This window comes from Rhizobium sp. NXC14 (genome assembly GCF_002117485.1).
In the GTDB taxonomy this organism is placed as follows: Bacteria; Pseudomonadota; Alphaproteobacteria; order Rhizobiales; family Rhizobiaceae; genus Rhizobium.
Genome location: NZ_CP021032.1, coordinates 115,574 through 139,827, shown reverse-complemented (window position 1 = coordinate 139,827; position 24,254 = coordinate 115,574). Strand labels below are relative to the sequence as shown.

The window sequence follows — 24,254 nt, the reverse complement described above, 5'->3', positions numbered from 1 at the left end:
GGCCGATTAGTCAAGCGGAAAGTGACAATCTCCCCGGCCTGAAATGAGGTCAGTCGGCGGCAAATCCGTCGAGCAGGCGCATCATCTCGGCAGAGTCCTTCGGCCCAAGGCCGGCAGCGCAAAGCAGGCGATGAATCTCCACCACCGCGCCCGTCATCGGCAGCGGCGTTTTTGTCCTCAGTGCAAAGGCCTGAAGCGAGTCCAAATCCTTCAGCATGTTGTCGATCCTGCCTGTCGGCGAGAAATCCCGGGCGGCGAATTTCGCCATGAATTCCTGCAATATCCGGCTGTCCGCCCTGCCGCCGGCAAGGGCGGCCGGAATGGCGGAGGGATCGACACCGCCGGCTTCCGCCAGCTTGACGGCTTCAGCGACCGACTGGAACAGCACGGCGCAGAACAGCTGGTTGATCAGCTTGGTGGTCTGCCCGGCGCCGGATGCGCCCATCAGCGTATAATTGGCGGCAAGATGCCGCATCACCACGCGCGCCCGCTCGAAATCCTCGGAGCTGCCACCGGCCATGATCGTCAGCTTTCCGCCGAGGGCACCGGGCACACCGCCCGAAAGCGGGCAATCCACCCATGCCATGCCCGTTTCCCCCCGCAGCCGCTTCGCCATGTCGGCGGTCTCGGCGGGGTCGATCGAAGACATATCGATCAGCAGCTTGTCAGCGCTTGCCGCCGCCGCAACCCCCTTCTCGCCGAAGACGACGGCGCGGACGATATTTGCGTGATTGAGGCTGAGGACGCAGAATTCCGACCGCGAGACCGCATCCTCCACCGAAGCGGCCCCGTGGGCGCCCTTGGCTGCCAACGCCGCGACCTTTTCAGTATCGAGATCGAAAACCGATACTTTGTGGCCGGTCTCGATCAATCGCGTGACGATCGCCGCTCCCATGATGCCCGCGCCGATGACGGCGACATCTGCTCTGTGGTCATCCCGCATGATAATCTCCTCCCTTGACGGCCACGCCTCGCAGCCCCTCACAAGCCAGCGCCACCATATCTTCCAAAGCCATATCGATCGCCACCGTCACGACACCGCGCTCCCCGATCGGCGGCTCCAGCGTCTGCAGCTGGCTGTCGAGCAGCGAAGCCGGCATGAAGTGGCCCTGACGGGCCTGCATCCGCGACAACAGCAGATCACGCGACCCCTCCAGGAAAATAAAGGCCAGGGGCCCATCGGCCGCCTGCCGCAGCCTATCCCGATAACTTCTCTTCAGCGCCGAACAGGAAATCACCAATCCCTGCGACGCCTTTTGCGCCGCCCTTAATTCCTCACCGATCCGGTCGAGCCACGGCAGGCGATCTTCATCGGTGAGCGGTATTCCCTTCGCCATCTTCTCGACATTGCGCGGGGGATGGAGCTGGTCACCTTCCACAAATAACATGCCGTTGCGACCGGCGAGGCGCTCGCCAACCGAAGATTTGCCGCAACCGCTGACGCCCATGACAACCACGGCAAAGGGCAGTGCCTCTTTCTCAACGTCCATCGTCTCGCCTCCCTTAGAGGCAGGTGGTGATGCCGCCGTCGACATAAAGCGTGTGGCCGTTGATGAAGGACGAACCGCGTCCCGAAAGGAAGACGGCGGCACCTACCAGTTCCTCGACATTGCCCCAGCGTCCGGCCGGCGTCCGCTTTTCGAGCCAGGACGAGAATTCCGGATTATCGACGAGCGCCTGGTTGAGCGGCGTCTTGAAGTAGCCCGGCGCAATCGCGTTGATCTGCAGGCCGTGCTTGGCCCAGTCGGCGCACATACCGCGGGTCAGATTCCGCACCGCGCCCTTGGTCGCCGTATAGGGAGCTATGCCCGGACGGGCGAGCTCGCTCTGAACCGAGGCGATGTTGATGATCTTGCCATGCCCACGGGCGATCATGGCTTTGGCGGCCGCCTGGCCGACGTAAAACACGCTGGAAATATTGGTGGTCAGCAGCAATTCCCATTTGTCCGCCGGGAAATCTTCCAGCGGCGTGCGGAACTGCATGCCGGCATTGTTGATCAGGATGTCGAGCGGACCGATATCGGCTTCGATCGCGGCGATACCCTGCGCAGCAGCGTCCTTGCTGGTGACGTCGAAGATCGCCGCATGGGCAGAAAGACCTTGAGCCTTGAGGCTTTCGACTGCGCGTTTGACGCTTTCGGGCGTGCGGCCGTTGATGACGACCTCGGCGCCATGCTGCGCCAGGCCCTCGGCCAGCGCATAACCGATCCCCTGGCTCGAGCCGGTGATCAGGGCAAGCTGCCCGGTCAGATCAAACAGGTTCTTCATGCAAATCACTCCTCCGGTGTCGCGGCGAATGACGGCTTATACCGCCACTTGCGGTGAAACTCACTTGACATCCCTATCTCGAATTATATGTTATCGATAACATAATCAACAGCCAAAATGCGAGACGAAGAACGCAATGCCTGACGTAGACATCTTGATGGTCGGGGCCTATCCAGAGTGGGACATGGTCGATCTGGAGGCGAGCTACCGCGTCCACCGCCTGTGGGAAGCCGCAGATCGGCAGGAACTGATTTCAAAAGTCGGCAGCAATATCCGCGCCATCGCGACGCGCGGGGAACTCGGCGCTTCCGCCGAGCTGATGAAGCAACTGCCGAAGCTGGAGATCGTTTCCTGCTACGGCGTCGGCACCGACGCGATCGACCTCTCCTATGCCCGCGCCAACGGCATTCGCGTGACGAATACACCTGACGTGCTGACGGAAGACGTCGCCGATATCGCGATCGGACTGCTGCTTTCCACGGCACGCCAGATTCCGCAGGCCGACGTTTTCGTCCGCACCGGCCAGTGGGGCAACGTACCCATGCCGCTGGTAACGCGGGTTTCCGGCAAGAAGGTCGGGATCGTCGGCATGGGGCGGATCGGCAAGGCGATCGCCAAGCGGGCTGCCGCTTTCGGCTGCGACATCTCTTATTTCGCCCGCAATAGGGACCAGGATGTCGCCTATGGCTATGAAGCCAATCTGGTCGCGCTTGCCAATTGGGCCGACTTCCTGATCGTCATCGTTCCCGGAGGGGCCGCGACCATGAAGATCATCAACGCCGAGGTGCTGGAAGCGCTCGGTCCGGAAGGCATGCTGATCAATGTTTCGCGCGGAACGACCGTCGACGAGGAAGCGCTGATCGCAGCGCTTCAGAACCGCACCATCCAGGCCGCCGGCCTTGACGTTTTCCTCAACGAGCCGAAAATCGATGCGCGCTTCCTGACGCTGCCGAACGTCGTGCTGCAGCCCCATCACGGCTCCGGCACCATCGAGACCCGCAGGGCCATGGGCAAACTGGTCAGAGACAATCTCGCCGCGCATTTTGCCGGTCGCGCGCTTCCGACGCCGGTCGTGTGAGGAGTTCGACATGAAAGCCATCGTCATTCACGCTGCAAAGGACCTCAGGGTCGAAGAGCGCGAAGCGGAGATTGCAGGACCGGGGCAGGTGGAGGTTGCCATCGAAGCCGGCGGCATCTGCGGTTCCGATCTGCATTATTACAATCACGGCGGCTTCGGCACCGTTCGGCTGCGCGAACCGATGATCCTCGGCCACGAAATCGCCGGCACAGTCAAGGCGCTGGGTGCCGGCGTGAGCGACCTTGCCATTGGAGACCGCGTCGCGGTTTCCCCGAGCCGGCCGTGCAGCCATTGCCAATATTGCCTGAAGGGACAGCAGAACCACTGCCTGAACATGCGATTCTACGGCAGCGCCATGCCCATGCCGCACATTCAGGGCGGCTTCCGCCAGCGGCTGGTGGCGGAGCGCTGGCAATGCCACAAGGTCGCCGACGGCATTTCTATTCATGAGGCCGCCTTCGCCGAACCCTTTGCCGTCACGCTGCATGCGGCAAGCCGCGCCGGATCGCTGCTCGGCAAGCGGGTGCTGGTCACCGGCTGCGGTCCGATCGGGATGCTGGCGATCGTGGCCGCCCGCGTTCTCGGCGCCCGTGAAATCGCCGCGACCGACGTCACCGACAGCGTTCTGACGATCGCCCGCACCAGCGGCGCCGATCGCACGATCAACGTTGCCACGCATGCATCCGACCTTGCCGCTTACGGCGCTGACAAGGGATATTTCGATGTCATGTTCGAGGCGTCGGGCAATGAACGGGCCGTGCGCGCCGGCCTTGAGGTGCTGAAGCCCCGTGCCGTTCTCGTGCAACTCGGCCTTGGCGGCGATGTCTCCATTCCGCAAAACATGATCGTTGCAAAGGAAATCGAGATGCGCGGCACATTCCGCTTTCACGAGGAGTTCGGGCTCGCCGTCGAGCTGATCAACGCGCGCCGCGTCGATCTGAAGCCGCTGCTGACAGGCGTCTTCGCAATCGACGAGGCCGTCGCCGCTTTCGAACTGGCAAGCGACCGCAGCAAGTCGATGAAGGTGCAGATCGCCTTCTAACGCCGGTGCCTAACTATGAGGCACCGCTGCGATCGGTGCTTTCGCGCAGCACGACTCTGTAGCTCGTCAATGTGATCTCGTCGCCGGTCGCCTCGCCGCTGCCTTGCAGGGCATCGAGCAGGCGGACGGCGGCCTGCCGGCCGATGCCGTAACAGTCGACATTGATCGTGGTGATACTGGGATGACAGACTGACGAGATCTCGTAGTCGCCGAAGCCGGCAATGGCGATATCTCCCGGCACCTTCATTCCCCTGCGCTTGCATTCCATGATCGCACCGAAGGCGGAAAGGTCGGAGACGCAGAGAACCACTTCCGTGTCCGGCCAGCGCTCCAGCAGGCTCATAATCGCCTGACCGCCCTGTTCCATGGTGATCGGCGGTACGCCGAAGGAAATCGCCCGGCCCGGCCCGAGGCCCAGTTCCTCGACCGTCTTCAGGAAACCGCTTCGCCGCTGGCTGCCGCGCGTATCGCGCGCCGTCGTTCCGCCGATATAGCCGAACCTCCGATAGCCCTGGCTGGCCAGCGTCCGCACTAGCAGCGACATCGCCTCGCTATTGGAAAAGCCGACGACATGGTTGATCGGCTCCTCCGGAAGCTCCCAGGTTTCCACCACCGGAATGCCTGCCTTATCGAGCATGCGCCTCGCACGGTCGGTATGCGAACCGCCTGTCAGGATGATGCCTTCGGGACGCCGGCGCAGCATCGCCTCGATCAGTTTTTCTTCTTTCTCGGCGGAATAGTCGGTATAGCCGAGAAGAAGCTGAAGGCCGGTATTCTCCAGTGCATCGGTAATGCCACGGGCGGTGTCGGAGAAATTCGAATTGTTGATGGAGGGCACCAGCGCCGCGATGAAGCCGCTGCGCCGCGAGGAAAGACTGCCGGCGGAGAGATCCAGCACGTAGCCGAGCGCGTCGACGGCTTCCATGATGCGCTTTCGCGTTTCTTCGGAAACACTTGCATCCTGGCGAAAGGCGCGCGAAACGGTCATGGCCGATACGCCGACATATTTGGCGACCTCAGCCATCGTCAGCTTTTGGGCGTCTCCAGCCTTGAGGCGCTTGACCTTTGGCTCATCGTCGTTTTTCACTGCTCTCCGCTTTCAAACAACGTCGGAATTGTATAATTCAGCACACGATAAAGTTATCGCTATCATCGCACAATCGATTTTATCCAAGAAGTATGCGGTTCTACAGCCGGAAAAGCCTGCTTCTCACCGAAATTGCTAGGTTACCGGCGCCTTGCCGGCTATACGAATCTCCGAAATCCGAGCATTATGATATCGATAACAATCCTGAGGAGGAAGACTTATGTTCGGTGAAATCGAAGGTACCGGGTTCGAGGTCCTCGACCCGCGCTTTGAAAGCTGCTTCGTCGGCCATGCTCGGGTCGAACGCCTCTGGACGGGCGGCCGCTGGCTGGAGGGACCGGCCTGGTTTGCCGCCGGACGCTATCTGGTCTTCTCGGATATCCCGAACAACCGCATGATGCGCTACGACGATACCAGCGGACATACCTCCGTCTTCCGTTCGCCCAGCAACAACTCGAACGGCAACACCGTCGATAATCAGGGCCGGCTGATCACCTGCGAGCATCTGGCACGCCGGGTCACCCGGACGGAGTTCGACGGCAAGGTCAGCGTGCTCGCCGACCGGATCGCGGGCAGGCGGCTCAATTCTCCGAATGATGTGACCGTCAAGTCCGACGGCACAATCTGGTTTACCGATCCGAGCTACGGCATACTTCACGACTATGAAGGCGACTATGGCGAAGAGGAAATCGGCGGATGCCATGTCTACCGACATGATCCGGAAACTGGCGTGACCGATCAGATGACGTCGGATTTCATCAAGCCGAACGGTCTGGCTTTCTCGCCCGACGAGTCGGTTCTCTACGTCGCCGACACCGGTGCATCGCACTTGCCGGGGGGTCCGCGTCATATCCGAAAGCTCGCGGTATCAGGCGACGGGACGCTGAGCGACCTCGGCGTGTTCGCAGAATGTACTGTCGGCATGTTCGATGGGTTTCGCGTGGACCGGAAGGGCAGGATCTGGACAAGTGCGGCGGACGGCGTGCACGCCTATGATCCGGATGGCACGCTGCTGGGCAAGATTCATATTCCCGAGATCGTCTCCAACGTGACTTTCGGCGGAGAGAAATTGAACCGCCTCTTTATCACCGGGACTACGTCTCTCTACGCCGTTTATCTCACGGCCAATGGGTCGAGACCGGGGTAAACTCATGCAGCGCGGCTGCACTTCCGGGCGGCCGCGCTTTCTGGGTGCTTCGCAGCTCACCGTTGACTGAGACCGTCGGCCAGCCTGATGAGCCCGAGGAAATCCGACCTGTAGCCGAAGGGATCCGCCCCCCGCGATGCCGCGGCCAGATCGGCAACCGCCTGATAGGAATAAGTGTCGAGGGCGGGGAGGCGGCTCAGTTTCTGGCCGAAGGCGGCGACAGCCACCGAGAAGCGGACATCCTGTGGCGCGGCATCGACGCTGGCGACCGCATTGCCGTCGCCGACGGGCGTGGTGATGAGGGCGCTCTTATCCTCGCCCGGCCGCTTGTAGCGCATCTTGACGAAGGCAAGCTCACCCTGGCGCCCGCTGTCCGCTGTCTCGGCCGGCGTCTTGTCGGCTGCGCCATAACGCAGGTCGTCGTTCATGACCGCGGGGCTTCCCTTGGGCGTAATCTCATAGATCGCCGTGACGCTGTGGCCTGAGCCGATATCGCCGGCATCGACGCGGTCATTGTTGAAATCCTCGCGGTTAAGGGCGCGCGTCTCGTAGCCGATCAGCCGATATTCGGCGATCCGTTCCGGATTGAACTCGACCTGGAACTTCACATCCTTGGCGATCGGAAACAGTGTCGATCCGGCCTCTTCGACCAGCGTCTTCTGCGCTTCCGCCAGGGTGTCGATATAGGCGGCGCTGCCATTGCCGTTCTGCGCCAACGTCTGCATCAGGGAATCGTTGAGATTGCCGCGTCCGAAGCCGAGAACGGTCAGGAAGATGCCGTCCTTGCGCTTTTCTTCGATGATGCGCTTCAGATCTTCATCGCTCGAAGGGCCGACATTGAAATCTCCGTCCGTCGCCAGCATCACGCGGTTGACGCCGCCCTTGACGAAGGCCTGTTTGGCAAGATCGTAAGCCGCCTCGATGCCCTCGGCGCCGCCCGTGGAACCTCCGGCCTCCAGCCTGTCGATCGCTGAAAGGATTTTCGATTTTTCGGCGACGCGTGTCGGTTCAAGCACCGTGCCGGCATTGCCGGCATAGGTAACGATCGAGACGGTGTCGTCGGCCTTCAGCCTGTTGACCAGCAGACGGAAGGCGCTCTTCAGCAGCGGCAGCTTGTCCGGCTCGTCCATCGAACCCGAAACGTCGATAAGGAAAACCAGATTGGCACGCGGCGTCGTCGCCGGCGCGATATCATAGCCCTTGATCGCCACATGCATCAATTGCGTGTCGTGGTTCCACGGTGTCGGCATCACCGTTACGGTCGCCTTGAAAGGCTGATCGGCATTGTCTGGACGCGGCCAGTCATAGGGGAAATAGTTGATCATTTCCTCGACGCGAACCGATTGCGGATCGGGCATCGCCCCGCTCGTCAACGATCGGCGGACAAAGGAATAGGAGGCGCTGTCGACATCGGCGGAGAAGGTCGAAACCGGGTCGGTTGCAACGCTCTTGACCGGATTTGCCGCAGCATTGGCAAAGCGCTCGCGATTGGCATCGGGCTGGATCTGCACACGCCCTTCCGCCGGCGGCAGAGGTGAGGGGGCGACGGCCATCGACTCTGCCAATTGCGGCTGGGGGGCGCCGGGAGCGGCCGGCGCGACGCGTTTGGCCGCGCCGAGCGCCGCAGCCGAGCCCTCGGACTTCGTCAGCAGGGCGATCTTGCCGGCATCGAATTCAGAAGGCGCAGCGGGTTTAGCGGCGGCCGACTGCTCCTCGTCCTGCAAGCCCCGGGTGCTATCAGCCGCCGATGATTGAGCTGCCGGCTGCTTCTCTTTCGCCGGTGCTTGGGCAAGCTGAGGTGCGACCTCGACGGGTTCGGCCGGCTCTGGCGCATTATTTTGCGAGACGTCACTCGCGATCTTTTCCTGATCGACGATCGGCAGCCCGTTGTGATTCAGCGTTATCACGAGATAACCGGCAGCGGGAATGACGAGCAGCGTCGCAAGGGCTGAACCGGCAAGGAATTTCTTGTTCATGGCAGGGCTCCATATCCAGTTGATGACGGAGCTTTGACGCCAGCCCTTCAGATTTCCTTGGGCTGCGGCAGTATCATTTCCTGCGTCGTCGAACGCCTGCATGGCGGCGGCAAGCGCACGCGTGCGCGCCTCCGGATCGGCTGCAGGCGGCGCGGTGCGGGAGAGTTTTTCCAGTTTCTTGTCCACGGTCATACCTCTTCCTTGCCGAGCATGGCCTTCAGTCTCTTGCGCGCTTCATGCACCTGCCAGGAGACGGTTGTTTCCGAGCAGCCCATAATATCGGCGGCAGCGGAATGGCTGAGGCCTTCGCCATAGACGAGCAGCACCGCGTCGCATTGCCTTTCCGGCAAAGCGCGCACGGCCGCCCACAATTCGCTCGATATCTCATCGTCATTCTTACTGGGCGCATCGGGCAGCGGTTCGGCGGCATAAGCACGGAACGTCTGTTCTTCTCGAGCCAGCTTGCGCCTATGGTCGCGGGCGGCGTTCAGCGTCAGGGTGTAGAGCCATGTCCTGAAACGACTGGCGCCGCGAAAGCCGCGGATCGCCGCGCCGAGCTTGACACAGACATCCTGGGCGATGTCGTCCGCATCGGTGGAACTGCCCGACCACCGCCACGCCGTCGCATGGACGAAATCATAATGGCGCGAGACCAACTGCCCAAAGGCCTCCCGGTCACCGCGCTGCGCCCGTTCTATGAGCTCCGCATCCAATGCGCACCTACCCCCAAGCTATCAAGCAAGATGCTATTTCGGCATTGAGACGTTTCTCCGATGGCGTTCCTTGGGTCGACGGCAAAAAAATTATGGCTTTTTCTGAAGCGGCGGCAAGTCTCCGCCCCGCAGGCCAAAAATAGTGGACGCCGCGACATCCATGGGTCGCGACCAGACAGATTGCCTCCGTTTTGAAGGCGCATGATGATGGCAGAGTCGGCCAAGGGCATGGATCTGCATGTCCCAAATCGAAAGGACTCTTCATGTCCGCTCAATCGCCTGTCCCTACCGAAAAAGCCATCCTGCAGTTTCTCGAGATTTGCGATAGTTTGTATCCCGCCGACGCGGTCGAAGCGTCGGTCGAGCAGCAGCGAAACTGGTACGATGCCCTTTGCGCCCGATTCGACCGCCCGCTGCCGCCGGAAATGATTTTTGCCGACGGCGTGGTCCAGCGCATTCCGATCCGGCGCTACCGTCCCCGCAAGATCAGCACGCGCACGGTACTTCTCTATCTCCATGGCGGCGGTTTCGTCGTCGGTTCGCTGGAGAGCCATCATGCCATCTGCGCGGAGATTGCCGATTTTGCCGGTGCAGAACTCGTTTCCGTCGATTATCGCCTGGCTCCCGAATATCGCTGGCCAGCACAGACGGATGACGCCTTTGCCGTGCTGAAGCATCTGCTTTCGGCCAACAACAAGGTCGTGCTGATCGGCGATAGCGCCGGGGGCAATCTTGCGGCGGGCCTTGCACTGCGGGCACGCGACGAAGGCCTACCCGGCGTCGTCGGTCAGGTCCTGATCTACCCGGCGCTCGGCGGAGACCTGTCCGCCGGCTCCTATGTCGAGATGGCTGCGGCGCCTGGCCTGACCACGGCCGATGTTGCCTATTATCGCGAGATCCTGCAGGCGCCGGCAGGCAGCGAGATCGCCGAGCCGCTGAATGCGTCTTCACTTGCCGAACTGCCGCCCACCTACATCACGGTCGCGCATTTCGACCCGTTGAGAGACGACGGCCGCCAGTATGCGGCCCGGCTTGCAGCGGAGGGTGTCGAGGTCTCCTTTCGGGAGGAGCCGCAGATGGTGCATGCCTGGCTTCGCGCCCGTCACATGAGTGAAGGCGCGCGCGACGGCTTTCACGCCGTCTGCGAGGCGGTTCGGCATTTCGCATCAGCCTGACGATCACATCAGGTCGCGCGCGATCCGCTTTTCGGCAAAGATCTTTTCGAAGATCTGCACATCGTCCTCGAAAGCGGTGACGACGGCGCTGATGATCCAATCACTCGCGGTGCAGGCAATCCGCGCGGTCGCGACCGTGCGCACGAACCAGCCGGGCCGGTGCATGTCGCAAGTCCAGGTCGAGGTGCCGGTCATCGACAGCGGGTCATCTGGCGAAATCGACCAGACCTCTTCGCGCAATTGCCGCGTCGACAGGCCGGTTTCCGGGTGTTCGTAAAGCCCGGTCTCCTCGTGGATGCGATAATCCGTGCGGTTGGCCGAGAGGTCCCGGACGGCCTGACGCTTCGTCGCGGCGCCCGCATGCTCGATATATTTGGGCAGGGGATCGGGATTGGCCGGTTCATCGATTTCGATCTTCCGGTGGTCCCCGAGCAAGGGCAGCGCCAGGCCGAGCGAGGCGATATCAATCTCGACCCTTTGATCATCGGGCGGCGGCAGGATCATCGGCCAATAGGCGGTCGAAAGCGAAAGGCGGATTCGATGGCCCTTGCGGAAGCGATAGCCGCATGCATCGAGCACCAGCCGGATCGGCACTTTCTCGCCCGGCGTGAGAGGCTTGGGATCGGCATTGCCATCGCGGTGCGTGAGATTGACGACGCCGAAGGCGACACGGGTGGCCGTGCCGTCCGGATGGACATCGACCAGGCGGGCGCAGAGATTGCCGCCTGTCGCGTGGGGGCACAACGCAACCGTTACGACGGGCCGGCCGAGGTAATCATGATCCTCTGCAAGCGGCACCGTGTCGAAGACCAGCGAGCCGGAATCGTCTGAGCGTTGGTCGATGGCCATTTCGGCGTCGGGCTTCAGCGTAAAATACTCTCCCGACGCCGTGCCGGTGTCGAGGGGAGAATGGAGATGGACGGGATGCTCGGGCGCATGCGGGATCGGCATGCCTTGCGTCAACCGGCCGAATTGCTCGACATAGAAGCATTGCATCCGCGGCGGCGTCCACATGTCCTTGGCGATCCAGAAGCCTGGATCGCTGTCGCGTCGGGCGGCAGGCCTGACGGCATCGAGAATATAGGCGCGTGCCTGCGGCAGTCGGTCGATGCCATTGTCGTCGCCGCACAGCCATTTGTTCCACCAGGCGATCGCTTCGCTGTGGAAGTCGACGCGCGGCTTCGGCCAGGCGAAGTGCGGATATTTGTGGACCCATGGGCCGATCAGGGCCTTCGCCTTTCCGCCGAGACCTTCGACCGCCAGCAGAGGCGTGTTGCGATAGCCGTCCGCCCAGCCGGCAATGACGAGCGCCGGGATATCCACATTCGAAAAATTCTCTGAGATCGAGCCGTGACGCCAGAAATGGTCGCGCCGCTGGTGAGTGAGCCACTCCTCCATGAAGAACGGTTCGCCGGCAAGGCGTTCCAGCCACATTTCCTTCCAGCGGTCGCCGACCAGGGCAGGATCCGGCGGGCGCGACTGGTAGCCGAGCATGGTCGCCGCCCAGGAGAGCTGGGCGGAGAGGTGGCAGCCGTTCTTATAGTGGATGTCGTCGTTGTAACGGTCGACGGTCGAGGCGATCGAGATGACGGCTTTGAGCGCCGGCGGGCGTAGCGCTGCGACCTGCAGGCTGTTGAAGCCGCCCCAGGAGATGCCCATCATCCCGACCGAACCGTTCGACCATGGCTGCGCGGCAATCCAGGCGATCAGCTCGCAGGCATCGGCAAGTTCGCGCTCGGTATATTCGCCGTCGATGACGCCTTCGGATTCTCCGGATCCGCGGATATCGACGCGCACGCCGGCAATGCCTGCGGCCGCGAACACCGGATAGGTCGACTCGTCGCGGGGGCTGGTTCCGTCGCGCTTGCGATAGGGCAGGAATTCGAAAACGGCGGGAACCGGATCTTCTTCCGCGCCGTCGGGCATCCAGATGCGCGCGGCAAGCCGCGTTCCATCCTTGAGCTCAATCCATTCATTCTCGATGGTGGTGAAGCCGCGGGATGTCATGCTCACTCCTTCATTCACATTCAATTGTCGGCGCTTTCCATGCGGCGTGTCGCAAGCACGCGTTCCAGCCAGCCGATTTCCATTTCGGGCACAGATTTCAACAGCAGGTCAGTGTAGTCGTCAAAGGGCGGCGACAGTGCCGTCGACTTCGGGCCGAACCGCACCAGCTTGCCGCGATGCATCACCGCGACGCTGTCCGCGATCGCCCGGACGATGGCGATGTCGTGGGTGATGAAGACATAGGAAAGCTGCTCTTCCCCCTGCAGGCGCAGCAGCAGCTTGAGGATACCCTCGGCCACCAGTGGATCGAGCGCCGAGGTCGGCTCGTCGCAGAGGATGAGCTCCGGCTTGGCGGCAAGGGCTCTGGCGATCGCCACGCGCTGCTTCTGACCGCCCGACAGTTCAGCCGGATAGCGGTCGATGAAGCCATTACCCATTTCGATCTGATCGAGCAATTCCTTCACTCTGGCGGTCTTCTCGCCACCTCTCAGGCCATAATAGAAAGTCAGCGGGCGGCCAATGATGTCGCGCACCGTCTGGCGCGGGTTCATCGCCGTGTCGGCCATCTGATAAATCAGTTGGATGCGTCTCAGATCCTCGTTCGGCCGGCTATTGAGATCGGGCATCAGTGGTTTGCCGTCGAAGACGATACGCCCGCTGCTCGGCGGCAGAAGGCCGGTAATCGCGCGAGCCAGACTGGATTTACCCGAGCCGGATTCGCCGACGACCGCAAGCGTCTGCCCCCTCGGCACGTGCAGCGAAACATCGTGCAGCACCTTGAAGCCGTTGGAATATTCGGCGCTGAGATTTTCCACTTTAAGAAGGGCCGCGGATTGGTCTGAAGCTTCCTCGCGATAGGCTTGCCGGACATTGACGAGGGCGCGTGTATAGTCTTGTTGCGGCGCCTCGATGATCTGCTGAACGCTGCCATATTCCACTTGGCGGCCATGGCGCAGGACCATGATGTCGTCGGAGATCTGGGCGACGACGGCAAGGTCGTGGGTGATGTAGAGCGCGGCCGTATGCGTTTCCTCGATGGCATGCTTGATCGCCGCCAGCACGTCGATCTGGGTGGTGACGTCAAGCGCCGTCGTCGGCTCGTCGAAGACGATAAGCTCGGGGTTCGAGCAGAGCGCCATCGCGGTCATTGCGCGCTGCAGCTGGCCGCCGGAAACCTGATGGGCAAAGCGCTCACCGAAGCTTTCGGGGTTGGGTAATCCGAGAACACGGAACAAATAAAGCGCCCGTTTGCGCGCCTCGTCTTTGGTCATCAGACCATGTTTGACCGACGCTTCGATCACCTGATCGCCGAGCCTGTGCGCCGGATTGAAGGCTGCCGCCGCCGATTGGGCAACGTAGCAGACCCGGGCGCCGCGGATTTTCTGGATGCCGTTCTTGCCGAGCGCCAGAATGTCGGTACCGCCGAGCCGCACCTCGCCTCCGGTGATTTCGGCGCCGCCGCGGCCATAGGCCAGTGCCGAGAGGCCGATTGTCGACTTGCCGGCACCCGATTCCCCGATCAGGCCGAGAACCTTGCCCTTCTGAAGATCGAAGGAGACGCCATCAACGATCGTCACGCGCTTCGGCGGTTCGCCGGGCGGATAACTGGTTGCCTCGATCTTCAGATTGCGGACGGAAAGAAGCTCAGGCATCGCCGCGCCCTCCCTTGAGGCTGGATGTGCGTTTCAGGAGCCAGTCGACGACCAGATTGACGCAGATGGCGAGCACGGCGATCGCCGTACCCGGCACGAGGGCGGCCGATATGCCGAAGATGATGCCATCCTTGTTGTCCTTGACCATGCCACCCCAATCGGCGGCGGGCGGCTGAATGCCGAGGCCGAGGAAGGAAAGCGTCGAGAGGAACAGGATCGAGAAGGCGAAGCGCAGCCCGAACTCGGCCAAAAGCGGCGACAGCGTGTTCGGCAGGATCTCGCGGAAGATGATCCAGAGCTTGCCTTCGCCACGCAGCTTCGCCGCCTCGACGAATTCCATCACCGCCACATCGAGCGCCACGGCGCGGCCGAGACGATAGACGCGGGTGGAATCCAGGACGGCCATGACGAGGATCAGGACGACTATGTTCTGCGGCAGGACCGCCAACACCACGAGCGCGAAGATCAGTGTCGGGATCGACATCATCAGGTCGTTGAAGCGCGAAAAGACCGTGTCGATCAGCCCGCGCGACACCGCTGCCGTAAAACTCAGGATGACGCCGAGCGAGAAGGAGATGATCGTGGCGGCGGAGGCGACCAGCAGCGTCGTGCGCGCGCCATAGATCAGCCGCGAGAGGATGTCGCGACCGAGGTTGTCGAGGCCGAAGAGATACTTATCGTCAGGCAGTTGCCAGACGTCGCCGACGACCTGCGTTTCGCCATAGGGAGCAATCCAGGGCGCAAAGAGCGCAAAGATGAAGGCGAGGGCGATGCCGGCCATGCCGATCCAGGCGGTGATGGGGATGTCTCTTGCTCTCATCTCGGATGCCTCAGCCTGGGATTGGCGATGATCGCCAGAATATCGGCCGTCATGTTGAGGAAGATGTAGACGGCCGCGAAGATCAGGCCACAGGCCTGCACGACTGGCATGTCGCGTACGGTGACCGCATCGACCATATATTGCCCCATACCGGGATAGACGAAGACCACCTCGACGACGACGACGCCGACCACGAGATAGGCAAGGTTCAACGCGACGACGTTGATGATCGGCGCCAGCGCATTCGGGGCGGCGTGTTTGACGATGGCGCGGAAGGCGCTCAGACCCTTCAGTTCGGCGGTCTCCATATAGGCCGAGGACATGACGGAGAGGATCGCTGCCCGCGTCATGCGCATCATGTGCGCGAGCACGACGAGAACCAGGGTCGCCGTCGGCAGGGCGATCGCCTTCAAGCGCTCGACCAAGCCCATGCTGTCATAGACCGTCGCCGGGAAGGTCGCCATGCCGAACTTCACAGCGAAAAACAGGATCAGCAGGTAGCCGATGAAGAATTCCGGCAGCGAGATCGCCGCGAGCGAGATAACGTTGATGATCTTGTCGGGCATTCGATTGCGAAAATGCACCGACAGCATGCCGAGGCCGACGGCGAGCGGCACTGAAATGACAGCCGCGAAACCCGCCAGGAAGAGCGAATTGCCGAGTCGCTTGCCAATCTGCTCGCTCACCGAGTTCTTGCTGGCCCAGGAGGTGCCGAAGTCACCCTGAACGGCACTGCCGAGCCATTCAACATAGCGCGTCGTCACCGGGCGATCGAGCCCAAGGTCCCGACGGATATTGGCGACCGCCTGCGGCGTCGCCGACTGGCCAAGATAGGTGGTGGCAAAATCGCCGGGAAGGGCTTCCAGCCCGCCGAAGATCAGGACAGACACAGCAAAGAGCAGGACAATGCTGAGCACGAAGCGCTCGAGAATGAGGGCCAACAGCGGAAAACGCTGCCGGAACCGGAGACCGGGCAGGACATTGCTTGGGGCAGGATTGGTCATGGCGAAGACCTAGCGCTGAAACGTCGGGAGGACCGCGGGTTTCATCCCACGGTCCCGGCTTCGTTGGGGATCGGAAGGGCGTGCGCCCTTCGCCGCTAGGCGTCCAGCCAGACACGGGTTGCGACGTAACCGTTCGACATATCGTTGCCGATGTCATGGACATAACCCTTCACCTGCTTGGTGGAGGCGTTCACGAAGTCGTTGAACATCGGCAGGATCACGCCGCCCTCGTCGCGCACCATCATCGCCATGGTGCGGTACATATCCTTGCGTTTGGCTTCATCAAGCTCGGCGCGCGCCTGCAGCAGGAGCTTGTCGAAGTCAGGGCGCTTGAACTTGGTGTCGTTCCAGTCCGCCGTCGAGAGATAGGCGGTGGAATACATCTGGTCCTGCGTCGGGCGGCCGCCCCAGTAGGAGGTCGAGAAGGGCTGGACGTTCCAGACATTGGTCCAGTACCCGTCACCCGGTTCGCGCTTGACCTCGATCTCGATGCCCGCCTTCTTGCAGCTTTCCTGGTAAAGGACGGCCGCATCGACGGCGCCGGGGAAGGCGACTTCGGAGGTGCGCAGGAGAACCGAACCGCTATGGCCTGACTTCTTGTAGTGGAAGGCAGCCTTGTCGGGATCGTAGGTGCGCTGCTCGATGCCCTCGGGGAACAGCGCATAGGTGCTGTTGATCGGGAAATCGTTGCCCACCTTGCCGTAACCGCCAAGGATCTTCTGCACCATGGTTTCGCGGTCCATGGCGTATTTGAGCGCCAGGCGCAAGTCGTTATTGTCGAACGGCGCCTTATCGCAATGCATGATGAAGACATAATGGCCGCGGCCGGCTGTCGAGAGAATCTCGACGTTGGGTGCGCGCTTCAACAGGCTGACCGTCTTCGGGTCGACACGGTTGATGTAGTGCACCTGGCCCGACGACAGGGCCGCGATGCGGGCGGTGGCGTCGTTCATGCCGATGATCTCGATCGAATCGACGTAGCCGCGGTCGGTGCGCCAGTCGTCCTTGTTCTTCTCGAAGGTGGCGCGGACGCCGGGCTCGAAGCTCGTCAGCTTGTAAGGTCCGGTACCGATCGAGGCCAGGGGATCGTCGACGCCGCCATTCGGCTGGATCACCAGATGGTAATCCGACAGCAGCAGCGGCATATCGGCATTGCCTTCACTGAGCGTCAGGACGAGATTGCCGCCATCGGCCTTGATCTCCTTAATCGAGCCGAGAACGCCCAGCGCGCCTGATTCCGAGCTTTTGTCGGTGTGGCGCTTCAGCGTTGCAACGACGTCGTCGATCGTCAGTTCCTTGCCGTTGTGGAACTTGACGCCCTTGCGGATCTTGAAGGTCCAGGTGACCGCATCCTTTGACGGCTCCCAGGATTCGGCGAGCGCCGGCACGGCAGCCCCAGTCAGCGGATCGGATTCGACCAGCATATCGCCCCAGCAGCGGCCGACGCAGAACATGAACTGCGACAGAAATTTCGCCGGATCCTTGGAATCGGTGGCGGCACCGCCTTCGAGGCCGAGCTTCAGGTGACCACCGTGCTTCGGTTCGGCGGCTTCTGCGCTTTCGGTGAAGAGTTTGTCGGCAACGGCAAGTGTGATGCCGGCCGCCATGGCGCGTCCCATGAATTCGCGGCGGCTGAGCCCGCCGGCGGTGACGCGGCTTGTGAGATATTTGGTGTAGTCGTTCATTCCCCTGTTCCTTCTTTGGTGCGTTGACAGAACTTCCGGGCAGAATCGCAGGCGGTTTCCTCTCCGCCTCCGGTGCCCGCATCATGCGGGAAAATGCGCGGTTGCTGCCGCCTCCTTATCGTCCTTTCCAAATGGGGCTTCGCTTCTCCGCGAAAGCCCGCGCGCCTTCCAATTGGTCTTCGCTCGAATAGAGCCGATCGACGGTCGCAAACTGCCGCTTGGTGATCTTGTTCATGGCAGTCTGGAACGTCGAACCCTCCGCTTCGCGAACGATTTCCTTGATTGCAGCATAGACGAGCGGCGGCCCGCTTTCGAGCAGCCGGGCAAGCTCCCAGGCTCTCGCCATCAAGCGATCGGCGGGCAGGATTTCATTGACGAAACCCCAGCGATGCGCTTCGTGGACGTCGAGCCAGCGACCCGTCAAAAGCATGTCCATCGCGATATGATAGGGGATGCGCTTCGGCAGCTTGATCGAAGCCGCATCGGCGACCGTGCCCGAGCGGATTTCCGGCAGGGCAAAGGTCGCATGCTCGGCGGCGATGATGAGGTCGGTCGAGAGCGCGATCTCCAGTCCGCCGCCGCAACAGATGCCGTTGATCGCCGAGATGATGGGCTTGTTGAGGTCACGCAGTTCCTGCAGCCCGCCAAAGCCACCCACACCATAGTCGCCGTCGACCGCATCGCCCGACGCAGCCGCCTTCAGATCCCAGCCGGCGCAGAAAAACTTTTCGCTCGCACCCGTGACGATGGCAACGCGCAAGTCGGGGTCGTCGCGGAAATTTCGGAAGATCAATCCCATGGCGCGGCTGGTCGCGAGGTCGATGGCGTTCGCCTTCGGCCGGTCGATGACGACTTCCAATATTCCGCCGTCACTTCGTGTACGAATGTAGTCGCTCAAACCTGCGCTACCTCCTTCGCCGTATGAGAGCATCAACTGCAACAACACCGCGCCCTTCGGGAAGAACCATCAAGGGATTAATGTCCAGTTCCTCAAGGCGCACCGCATTCTTTACGACATATTCTGCCGTAGCTGCGACGGCGTCTATAGTGGCTTCAAGATCGCCGCGCGGACGCCCGCGATAGCCATGGATCAACTTTGCGATTTTAAGACATGAAATCGCCGCACCAATATCGGCTTTCGTCGCCGGAAGCGGCAGGACGACGGAATCTTCGAGCAGTTCGACGAAGATTCCGCCCGCTCCCAATGTCAGCGACAATCCGAAGACCGGGTCCCGGCTGGCGCCGACAATGAGCTCGGCGACTGGCGGATCGATCATTTTCTCGACGAGATAACCGCCATTCGGCCGCATCGCCGCCGCCGCATTCGTCACCGCCTCTGGATCTTTGAGGTTGAGCACGACGGCGCCGGCCTCGGTCTTGTGCGCAATGCCGAGCCCCTTCAGTACGACGGGAAAACCGAGCCGCTCGGCCTGCTCTGCGGCTTCGCGAGGAGAAAAAGCCTGCAGCCCCCGGGGAACAGGGAGGCCGCAGGCAGCAAGCTCGGTCTTTGCATCGGCTTCCGACAGCGTATCGAGCTCGCCATCAACGGGGACGACGTTGAGGAGCGGCAGGGGAGGGGGACGATCCCAGGCCTCGCCGATCCCAGCGGCAACTTCCGCCGCGGTGATGGCTTCGTCGATACCCGAGAAGGCGACGATGCCCTTTGACATCAGACGAGCGGCAACCGGCTCCGGCATGTTCTCGGGAAGGGTCGCGAGCACGCCGGCCAGCGCACCGGTCGCGGAGGCTGCGGCGATGACTGCGTCTGTCGTCGTCGTCCACTCGGATGAATCACACCGGTCGTCGCGGGGAAAATCTAGAACCACGAGATTGAGTGCGCAGCCACCTTTGAACATGGCGCTGAATGCCTCCGTCTGACGCGCGAGATCGCCCCAGACGAAGGTGTGGTAGTCGAGCGGGTTTGCAAGCGCTACCATCTCGCCGAGCACCTCGCGCAGCCGCGGCAATTGCTGCGGCTGCAGGGCGGGGAATTCCACTTTCCGGCCGACGGCGGCATCCGCCATCAGGGAAGCCTCGCCGCCCGAGCAGCTCATGGACGAAATCGAATAGCTTGGGAGAGGGCCGGCAAGATGCAGCAGTTTCAGAGTTTCGAGCAGCGCCGGCAGGCTCTGGACGCGGCCGAGACCGAGGCGGGCGAGCACGGCATCGGCCACCGCATCGCTGCCGGCAAGCGAAGCTGTATGCGACACGGCCGCGTGTTTCGCCTGCTCGGACCTGCCGACCTTCAACACGACGACAGGCTTCTTCGATCGACGGGCCATAGCGGCAAGGCGTTCCAGGCCGGCAAGGTCGCCGAACCCTTCGACGTGAAGGCCAACCGCCGTGATGCGTTGATCCTCAATGAGCGCGCAGGCGACATCGGCAAGCGATGTCTGCGCCTGGTTGCCCGATGTGACCACATAGGCGATCGGCAGTCCGCGCGTCTGCATGGTCAGGTTGAGGGCGATATTGGAGGACTGCGTAAGGATCGCGACACCGCGTTCGACGCGCTGCATGCCATGCTGATCAGGCCATAACAAAGCGCCGTCGAGGCCGTTGATCAGCCCGTAACAGTTCGGCCCGAGGACCGGCATGCCGCCGGCCGCTTCCACAAGGGCCTGCTGCAGTTCGGCGCCATCGGCAAGTTCCGCCGTCGCCTCGCTGAAGCCCGATGCATAACAGACGGCGCCGCCGGCGCCGGCCAGCGAAAGGCCGCGCACGATGTCGATGGTGAGCGTTCGGTTGACGCCGATGAAAGCGGCATCCGGTGCCGCGGGCAGATCGGAGAGGGAGCGATAGCAGCGCCGCCCAAGCACCTCGTCGAGTTTCGGATGAACCGGCCAGATCTCGCCCGAAAAGCCCATGCGGTCGCACTGCTCGATCACCCTGCGTGCCTCACGGCCGCCGAAGACGGCGATCGTTTGCGGTCTGAGCAGGCGGTCGAGCGGTCTTGAGGTCATCGGCTCATGCTCCCAGCGGCCGAAGCAGATCGCGGCTGATAATGTGCCGCTGGATCTCGGAGGTGCCGTCCCAGATGCGCTCGACGCGGGCGTCGCGCCAGAAACGGGCGAGCGGCAGGTCGTCCATCAGGCCCATGCCGCCGAAAATCTGGATCGCCTCGTCGGTGACGCGAGCCAGCATCTCGGAGGCGTAGAGCTTGGCGGAGGCGATCTGCCGGTCGGCGGGACGACCGGCGTCGACCTGCCAGGCGGCGGCAAGCGTTAGCCAGTCGGCCGCATCGATCTCGGTGATCATGTCGGCAAGCTTGAACGACACACCCTGATTGGCGCCGATCGGCTTGCCGAACTGCTTCCGCTCGGCGGCGTAGGGGAGCGCCAGGTCGAAGACGCGCCGCGCCCGGCCGACGCAGGTGGCGGCAACCGTCAGCCGTGTGCCGTAAAGCCATTGGTTGGCGATATCGAAGCCGCGATGCACCTCGCCCAGCACCTGGGCTTCAGGAATGCGGCAGTCTTCAAAGCTGAGTGTACAATTATGGTAGCCGCGATGCGAAACGGACTCGTAGCCTTTGAGGATTTCGAACCCGGGCGTGCCGCGATCCACCAGGAAGGCGGTGATCTTCTTCTTGATGCCTTTCGGCGTTTCCTCCTCCCCGGTCGCGGCGAAGACGATGACGAAATCGGCGACATCGGCATGCGAGATGAAATGTTTCGTGCCGTTCAGGACAAAGTCGCCGCCATCGCGGCGTGCAGCGCATTTCATGCCGCGCATATCGGAGCCGGCATCCGGCTCGGTAATTGCAAGCGCGTCGATCTTCTCGCCGCGCACCGCGGGCAGGAGATAACGCTCACGCTGCTCGCCCTCACAGGCCATCAGAATGCCGGAGGGCCGGCCGAAGAAAACCGTCAGACCCAGCGAGCCGCGCCCGAGCTCCCGCTCGACCAGCGTGAAGGTGAGATGATCGAGGCCCGCACCGCCGACCTCCTCCGGAAAGTTGCAGGCGTAGAAGCCGAGATCGATGCATTTGCGCTGGATCTCGCGCCCGAGTTCCGGTGGAACGATGCCGGTCCGCTCGATCTCGCTCTCATGCGGATAGATTTCGGTCTCGACAAAGGCGCGAACCGTGTCGACGATCATTTGCTGTTCTTCGTTGAGGCCGAAATCCATGCCGATCCTCTTACCGTTTCTCGCCGACACAACGGCCGGCGCCTTCGGGCAGCGCCAATTCCGAATGAGCCGCAGCGATCATCCTGACCTTGTCGAGCACGGCGGCCGGCGCCGGTGCCGCCTTACCCATCTTGCTGTCGACATGCAGCAGCATGTGCTCGGCGGTGGCGAGAGCCTCGCCCGTCGCCGTAGCGTACAGAGTGTGAAAGACATGCAGCCGTTTGTCATCGGCGGCGAGCACCTGACAGGTCGAGTGGATCGCCTGCCCGAGCTTTGCCTCACCGAGATGGCGGATGTGGCTTTCGACCGTATAGTAGCTATGGCCCGCCTCGACATAGGCGAGATCGACGCCGACAAGACGCAGCAGCGCGTCCGACGTATCGCCGAAAACCTGCAGGTAGCGGTGTTCGGTCATGTGGCCGTTATAATCGACCCAGGCGGGGCTCACCTTGGTTTCGACGAGCCTCAGCGGTTTCGACGGATCGACAGAGGCGGCCGCATCACCTCCTCGCGCCCAGAGGGTTTGTTCGAAATCCTTCAAGAGCTTGCCGGCGCCCCAGCCTTTGCCGCCGTGGCCGCCCTTGAGGGATTGGAGGATGCCGACAAGATTTTCGTCGCGGATGCGCTCGAGCTCGCGGATCGAAAGCCCCGCCGCCTGCTCGTCGGACTGTCGGCCGATCTTTTCGATCAGTGCATCGTCGAGATCCACCACATCGGTGAGCTTGGTCCATGGCCAGGCGAGGCACGGCCCGAACTGGGCGAGGAAATGGCGCATCCCGGCCTCGCCCCCGGCGATGCGGTAGGTCTGGAACAGGCCCATCTGCGCCCAGCGCAGGCCGAAGGAATAACGGATGACGTCGTCGAGCGTCTCGACGGTGCAGATGTCGTCGTGGATAAGCCATAGGGCCTCGCGCCAGAGCGCCTCGAGCAGCCGGTCGCCGACGAAGGCCTCGATCTCCTTGGCGATGTGGACGCCCTTCATGCCGATCGGCGGCAGTTTGTCCATCGCCGCCTTGATGGTCACCGCCGATGTCTTCTCGCCACCGACCATTTCGACCAGCGGCAGCAGATAGACCGGATTATAGGGATGGGCGACAAACAGCCGTTCGGGATGTTTCATGTCCCGCTGCAGGTCGGTCGGCAGCAGTCCTGACGTGGATGAGCCGATCAGGGCATCCGGCCGTGCCGCGGCATCGATCTGCGTCAAGACACCGCGCTTGAGGTCGAGCCGTTCCGGCACGCTTTCCTGGATCCAGTCGGCGCCGGCGACCGCTTCCTCCAATGTCTTGCAGAAGGTGAGCCGGCCGCGCGGCGGCAACGGTGCGCCGGTCAGCATGGCATAGGCCTTTTCGGCATTGGCGATCACTTCGCCGACGATGCGTTCGGCCTCCGGATGCGGGTCGAAGACATCGACGTCGATGCCGGCAAGCAGGAAACGGGCGATCCATCCGCCGCCGATGACGCCGCCGCCGATACAAGCTGCCTTGCTGATCCCTGTCATGCCGCCCTCAGCGCTTCGTCAGTTTGAGTTTCTTGCGGACGTCTTCCGGACCGATGATCCGCGCGCCCATGCCTTCCACCACCTGCACGGCCTTTTCGACGAGCTGCGCATTGGTGGCGAGCTGGCCCTTGCCGACGAAGAGGTTGTCTTCCAGGCCGACACGCACATTGCCACCCGCCAGAACCGCCGCGGCCGGATAGGCCATGGCATTGCGGCCGATCGAGAAGGCCGAAAAGGTCCAGCTCGCAGGCACATTGTTGACCATCGCCATGAACGTGTTGAGGTCGTCAGGAGCACCCCACGGAATGCCCATGCAGAGCTGGATCAACACGGGGTCTTCGATCAGCCCCTCTTCAGCGAGCTGCTTGGCGAACCAGAGATGGCCGGTGTCGAAGGCCTCGATTTCGGGCCGCACGCCGAGAGCCGTCATCTTGCTTGCCATCGCCCGCAGCATGGCCGGCGTGTTGGTCATGACATAGTCGCCGAGGTTGAAGTTCATCGTGCCGCAGTCGAGCGTGCAGATCTCCGGCAGGCACTCGGCGACATGGCTGACACGCTCGCTGGCGCCCGCCATGTCGGTGCCTTTCGCATTGAGGGGCAGGGGGCTTTCGACATCCCCGAAGATCAGGTCCCCGCCCATGCCGGCGGTGAGGTTGAGAACGACGTCGATATCCGCCGAGCGGATGCGGTCGGTGACCTCCCTGTAGAGATCATTGCGGCGGCTGGCGGCCCCGGTTTCCGGATCGCGGACATGGCAGTGAACAACGGCCGCCCCAGCCTTGGCGGCGTCGATCGCGGAATCCGCGATCTGCTTGGGAGTGATGGGAACGTGGCTGGATCTGGAAACCGTGTCGCCGGCGCCGGTCACGGCACAGGTGATGAAGACATCGCGGTTCATAGCAAGAGGCATGTTTTTGTTCTCCCGTCTTATGGTCATTACGCGACAACATGAACAGAGATGCTTTACGCTTTCA

The 24,254-nt window shown here is 62.3% G+C and carries 20 protein-coding genes; 4 read left to right on the top strand and 16 right to left on the bottom strand.

Going from position 1 to position 24,254, the window contains the following annotated elements; translation table 11 throughout:
• Positions 1-49: 49 nt before the first annotated feature.
• From NXC14_RS24920 to NXC14_RS24910, 3 genes are read right to left on the bottom strand one after another with little or no spacing between them, the layout of a single operon-like run.
• A complete protein-coding gene (locus tag NXC14_RS24920) occupies positions 50-943 on the bottom strand; it encodes an NAD(P)-dependent oxidoreductase (protein WP_085780710.1) in 894 nt (297 codons plus the stop codon).
• The gene (locus NXC14_RS24915) at positions 933-1,490 is read right to left on the bottom strand and encodes a gluconokinase (protein WP_085780709.1); all 558 of its coding nucleotides are present in this window, start codon (positions 1,488-1,490) and stop codon (positions 933-935) included. The genes NXC14_RS24920 and NXC14_RS24915 overlap by 11 nt, the downstream gene beginning before the upstream one ends.
• 13 nt (positions 1,491-1,503) lie before the next feature.
• Positions 1,504-2,268, bottom strand: a complete 765-nt coding sequence (locus tag NXC14_RS24910; protein ID WP_064695139.1) for an SDR family oxidoreductase — start codon at positions 2,266-2,268, stop codon at positions 1,504-1,506.
• A 136-nt stretch (positions 2,269-2,404) separates the two neighbouring features.
• Between NXC14_RS24910 and NXC14_RS24905 the strand changes: the two genes are divergently transcribed.
• Complete coding sequence (locus NXC14_RS24905) at positions 2,405-3,346, top strand: 2-hydroxyacid dehydrogenase (protein WP_085780708.1); 942 nt, start codon at positions 2,405-2,407, stop codon at positions 3,344-3,346.
• 10 nt (positions 3,347-3,356) lie between these two features.
• Complete coding sequence (locus tag NXC14_RS24900) at positions 3,357-4,388, top strand: L-idonate 5-dehydrogenase (protein ID WP_085780707.1); 1,032 nt, start codon at positions 3,357-3,359, stop codon at positions 4,386-4,388.
• Positions 4,389-4,401: 13 nt separating this feature from the next.
• Here the strand turns inward: NXC14_RS24900 and NXC14_RS24895 are convergent, their stop codons facing one another.
• Positions 4,402-5,475 carry a LacI family DNA-binding transcriptional regulator gene (locus NXC14_RS24895; protein ID WP_085780706.1) on the bottom strand — a complete coding sequence of 358 codons (1,074 nt, stop codon included), beginning with the start codon at positions 5,473-5,475 and terminating at the stop codon, positions 4,402-4,404.
• Between the two features lie 220 nt (positions 5,476-5,695).
• On the opposite strand from NXC14_RS24895, the gene NXC14_RS24890 reads away from it, so the two are divergent.
• The gene (locus NXC14_RS24890) at positions 5,696-6,622 is read left to right on the top strand and encodes an SMP-30/gluconolactonase/LRE family protein (RefSeq protein ID WP_085780705.1); all 927 of its coding nucleotides are present in this window, start codon (positions 5,696-5,698) and stop codon (positions 6,620-6,622) included.
• 56 nt (positions 6,623-6,678) lie between these two features.
• Here the strand turns inward: NXC14_RS24890 and NXC14_RS24885 are convergent, their stop codons facing one another.
• Together NXC14_RS24885 and NXC14_RS24880 are read right to left on the bottom strand one after the other, a co-directional pair.
• Positions 6,679-8,790: a VWA domain-containing protein gene (locus tag NXC14_RS24885; protein WP_085780704.1), complete on the bottom strand. Its 2,112-nt coding sequence runs from the start codon at positions 8,788-8,790 to the stop codon at positions 6,679-6,681.
• Positions 8,787-9,311: an RNA polymerase sigma factor gene (locus NXC14_RS24880; protein ID WP_085780703.1), complete on the bottom strand. Its 525-nt coding sequence runs from the start codon at positions 9,309-9,311 to the stop codon at positions 8,787-8,789. Before NXC14_RS24880 ends, NXC14_RS24885 begins: the two co-directional genes overlap by 4 nt.
• Positions 9,312-9,574: 263 nt before the next feature.
• Between NXC14_RS24880 and NXC14_RS24875 the strand changes: the two genes are divergently transcribed.
• The gene (locus NXC14_RS24875) at positions 9,575-10,486 is read left to right on the top strand and encodes an alpha/beta hydrolase (protein WP_085780702.1); all 912 of its coding nucleotides are present in this window, start codon (positions 9,575-9,577) and stop codon (positions 10,484-10,486) included.
• Between the two features lie 3 nt (positions 10,487-10,489).
• Here the strand turns inward: NXC14_RS24875 and NXC14_RS24870 are convergent, their stop codons facing one another.
• The 10 genes from NXC14_RS24870 to NXC14_RS24825 all read right to left on the bottom strand — a co-directional run bounded on the left by NXC14_RS24870 (position 10,490) and on the right by NXC14_RS24825 (position 24,190).
• Positions 10,490-12,493 (bottom strand): CocE/NonD family hydrolase, encoded by a 2,004-nt coding sequence (locus NXC14_RS24870; protein WP_085780701.1) that lies wholly within the window; start codon positions 12,491-12,493, stop codon positions 10,490-10,492.
• Positions 12,494-12,513: 20 nt separating this feature from the next.
• Positions 12,514-14,145 (bottom strand): ABC transporter ATP-binding protein, encoded by a 1,632-nt coding sequence (locus NXC14_RS24865; protein WP_085780700.1) that lies wholly within the window; start codon positions 14,143-14,145, stop codon positions 12,514-12,516.
• Positions 14,138-14,965 carry an ABC transporter permease gene (locus tag NXC14_RS24860; protein WP_085780699.1) on the bottom strand — a complete coding sequence of 276 codons (828 nt, stop codon included), beginning with the start codon at positions 14,963-14,965 and terminating at the stop codon, positions 14,138-14,140. The genes NXC14_RS24865 and NXC14_RS24860 overlap by 8 nt, the downstream gene beginning before the upstream one ends.
• The gene (locus tag NXC14_RS24855) at positions 14,962-15,969 is read right to left on the bottom strand and encodes an ABC transporter permease (RefSeq protein ID WP_085780698.1); all 1,008 of its coding nucleotides are present in this window, start codon (positions 15,967-15,969) and stop codon (positions 14,962-14,964) included. The genes NXC14_RS24860 and NXC14_RS24855 overlap by 4 nt, the downstream gene beginning before the upstream one ends.
• A 95-nt stretch (positions 15,970-16,064) precedes the next feature.
• Entirely contained in the window at positions 16,065-17,654 is a 1,590-nt protein-coding gene (locus NXC14_RS24850; protein WP_085780697.1) for an ABC transporter substrate-binding protein, read from the bottom strand.
• 115 nt (positions 17,655-17,769) lie between these two features.
• The gene (locus NXC14_RS24845; protein ID WP_085780696.1) at positions 17,770-18,552 is read right to left on the bottom strand and encodes a carnitinyl-CoA dehydratase; all 783 of its coding nucleotides are present in this window, start codon (positions 18,550-18,552) and stop codon (positions 17,770-17,772) included.
• 7 nt (positions 18,553-18,559) lie between these two features.
• Positions 18,560-20,614, bottom strand: coding sequence for an acetate--CoA ligase family protein (locus NXC14_RS24840; protein ID WP_085780695.1), 2,055 nt, complete (start codon positions 20,612-20,614; stop codon positions 18,560-18,562).
• A 4-nt stretch (positions 20,615-20,618) separates the two neighbouring features.
• Positions 20,619-21,779, bottom strand: coding sequence for an acyl-CoA dehydrogenase family protein (locus NXC14_RS24835; RefSeq protein WP_085780694.1), 1,161 nt, complete (start codon positions 21,777-21,779; stop codon positions 20,619-20,621).
• A 10-nt stretch (positions 21,780-21,789) separates the two neighbouring features.
• Positions 21,790-23,280 carry a carnitine 3-dehydrogenase gene (locus NXC14_RS24830; protein ID WP_085780693.1) on the bottom strand — a complete coding sequence of 497 codons (1,491 nt, stop codon included), beginning with the start codon at positions 23,278-23,280 and terminating at the stop codon, positions 21,790-21,792.
• Positions 23,281-23,287: 7 nt separating this feature from the next.
• On the bottom strand, positions 23,288-24,190 hold the full coding sequence (locus tag NXC14_RS24825; protein ID WP_085780692.1) for a 3-keto-5-aminohexanoate cleavage protein: 903 nt from the start codon (positions 24,188-24,190) through the stop codon (positions 23,288-23,290).
• Between the last annotated feature and the right edge of the window lie 64 nt (positions 24,191-24,254).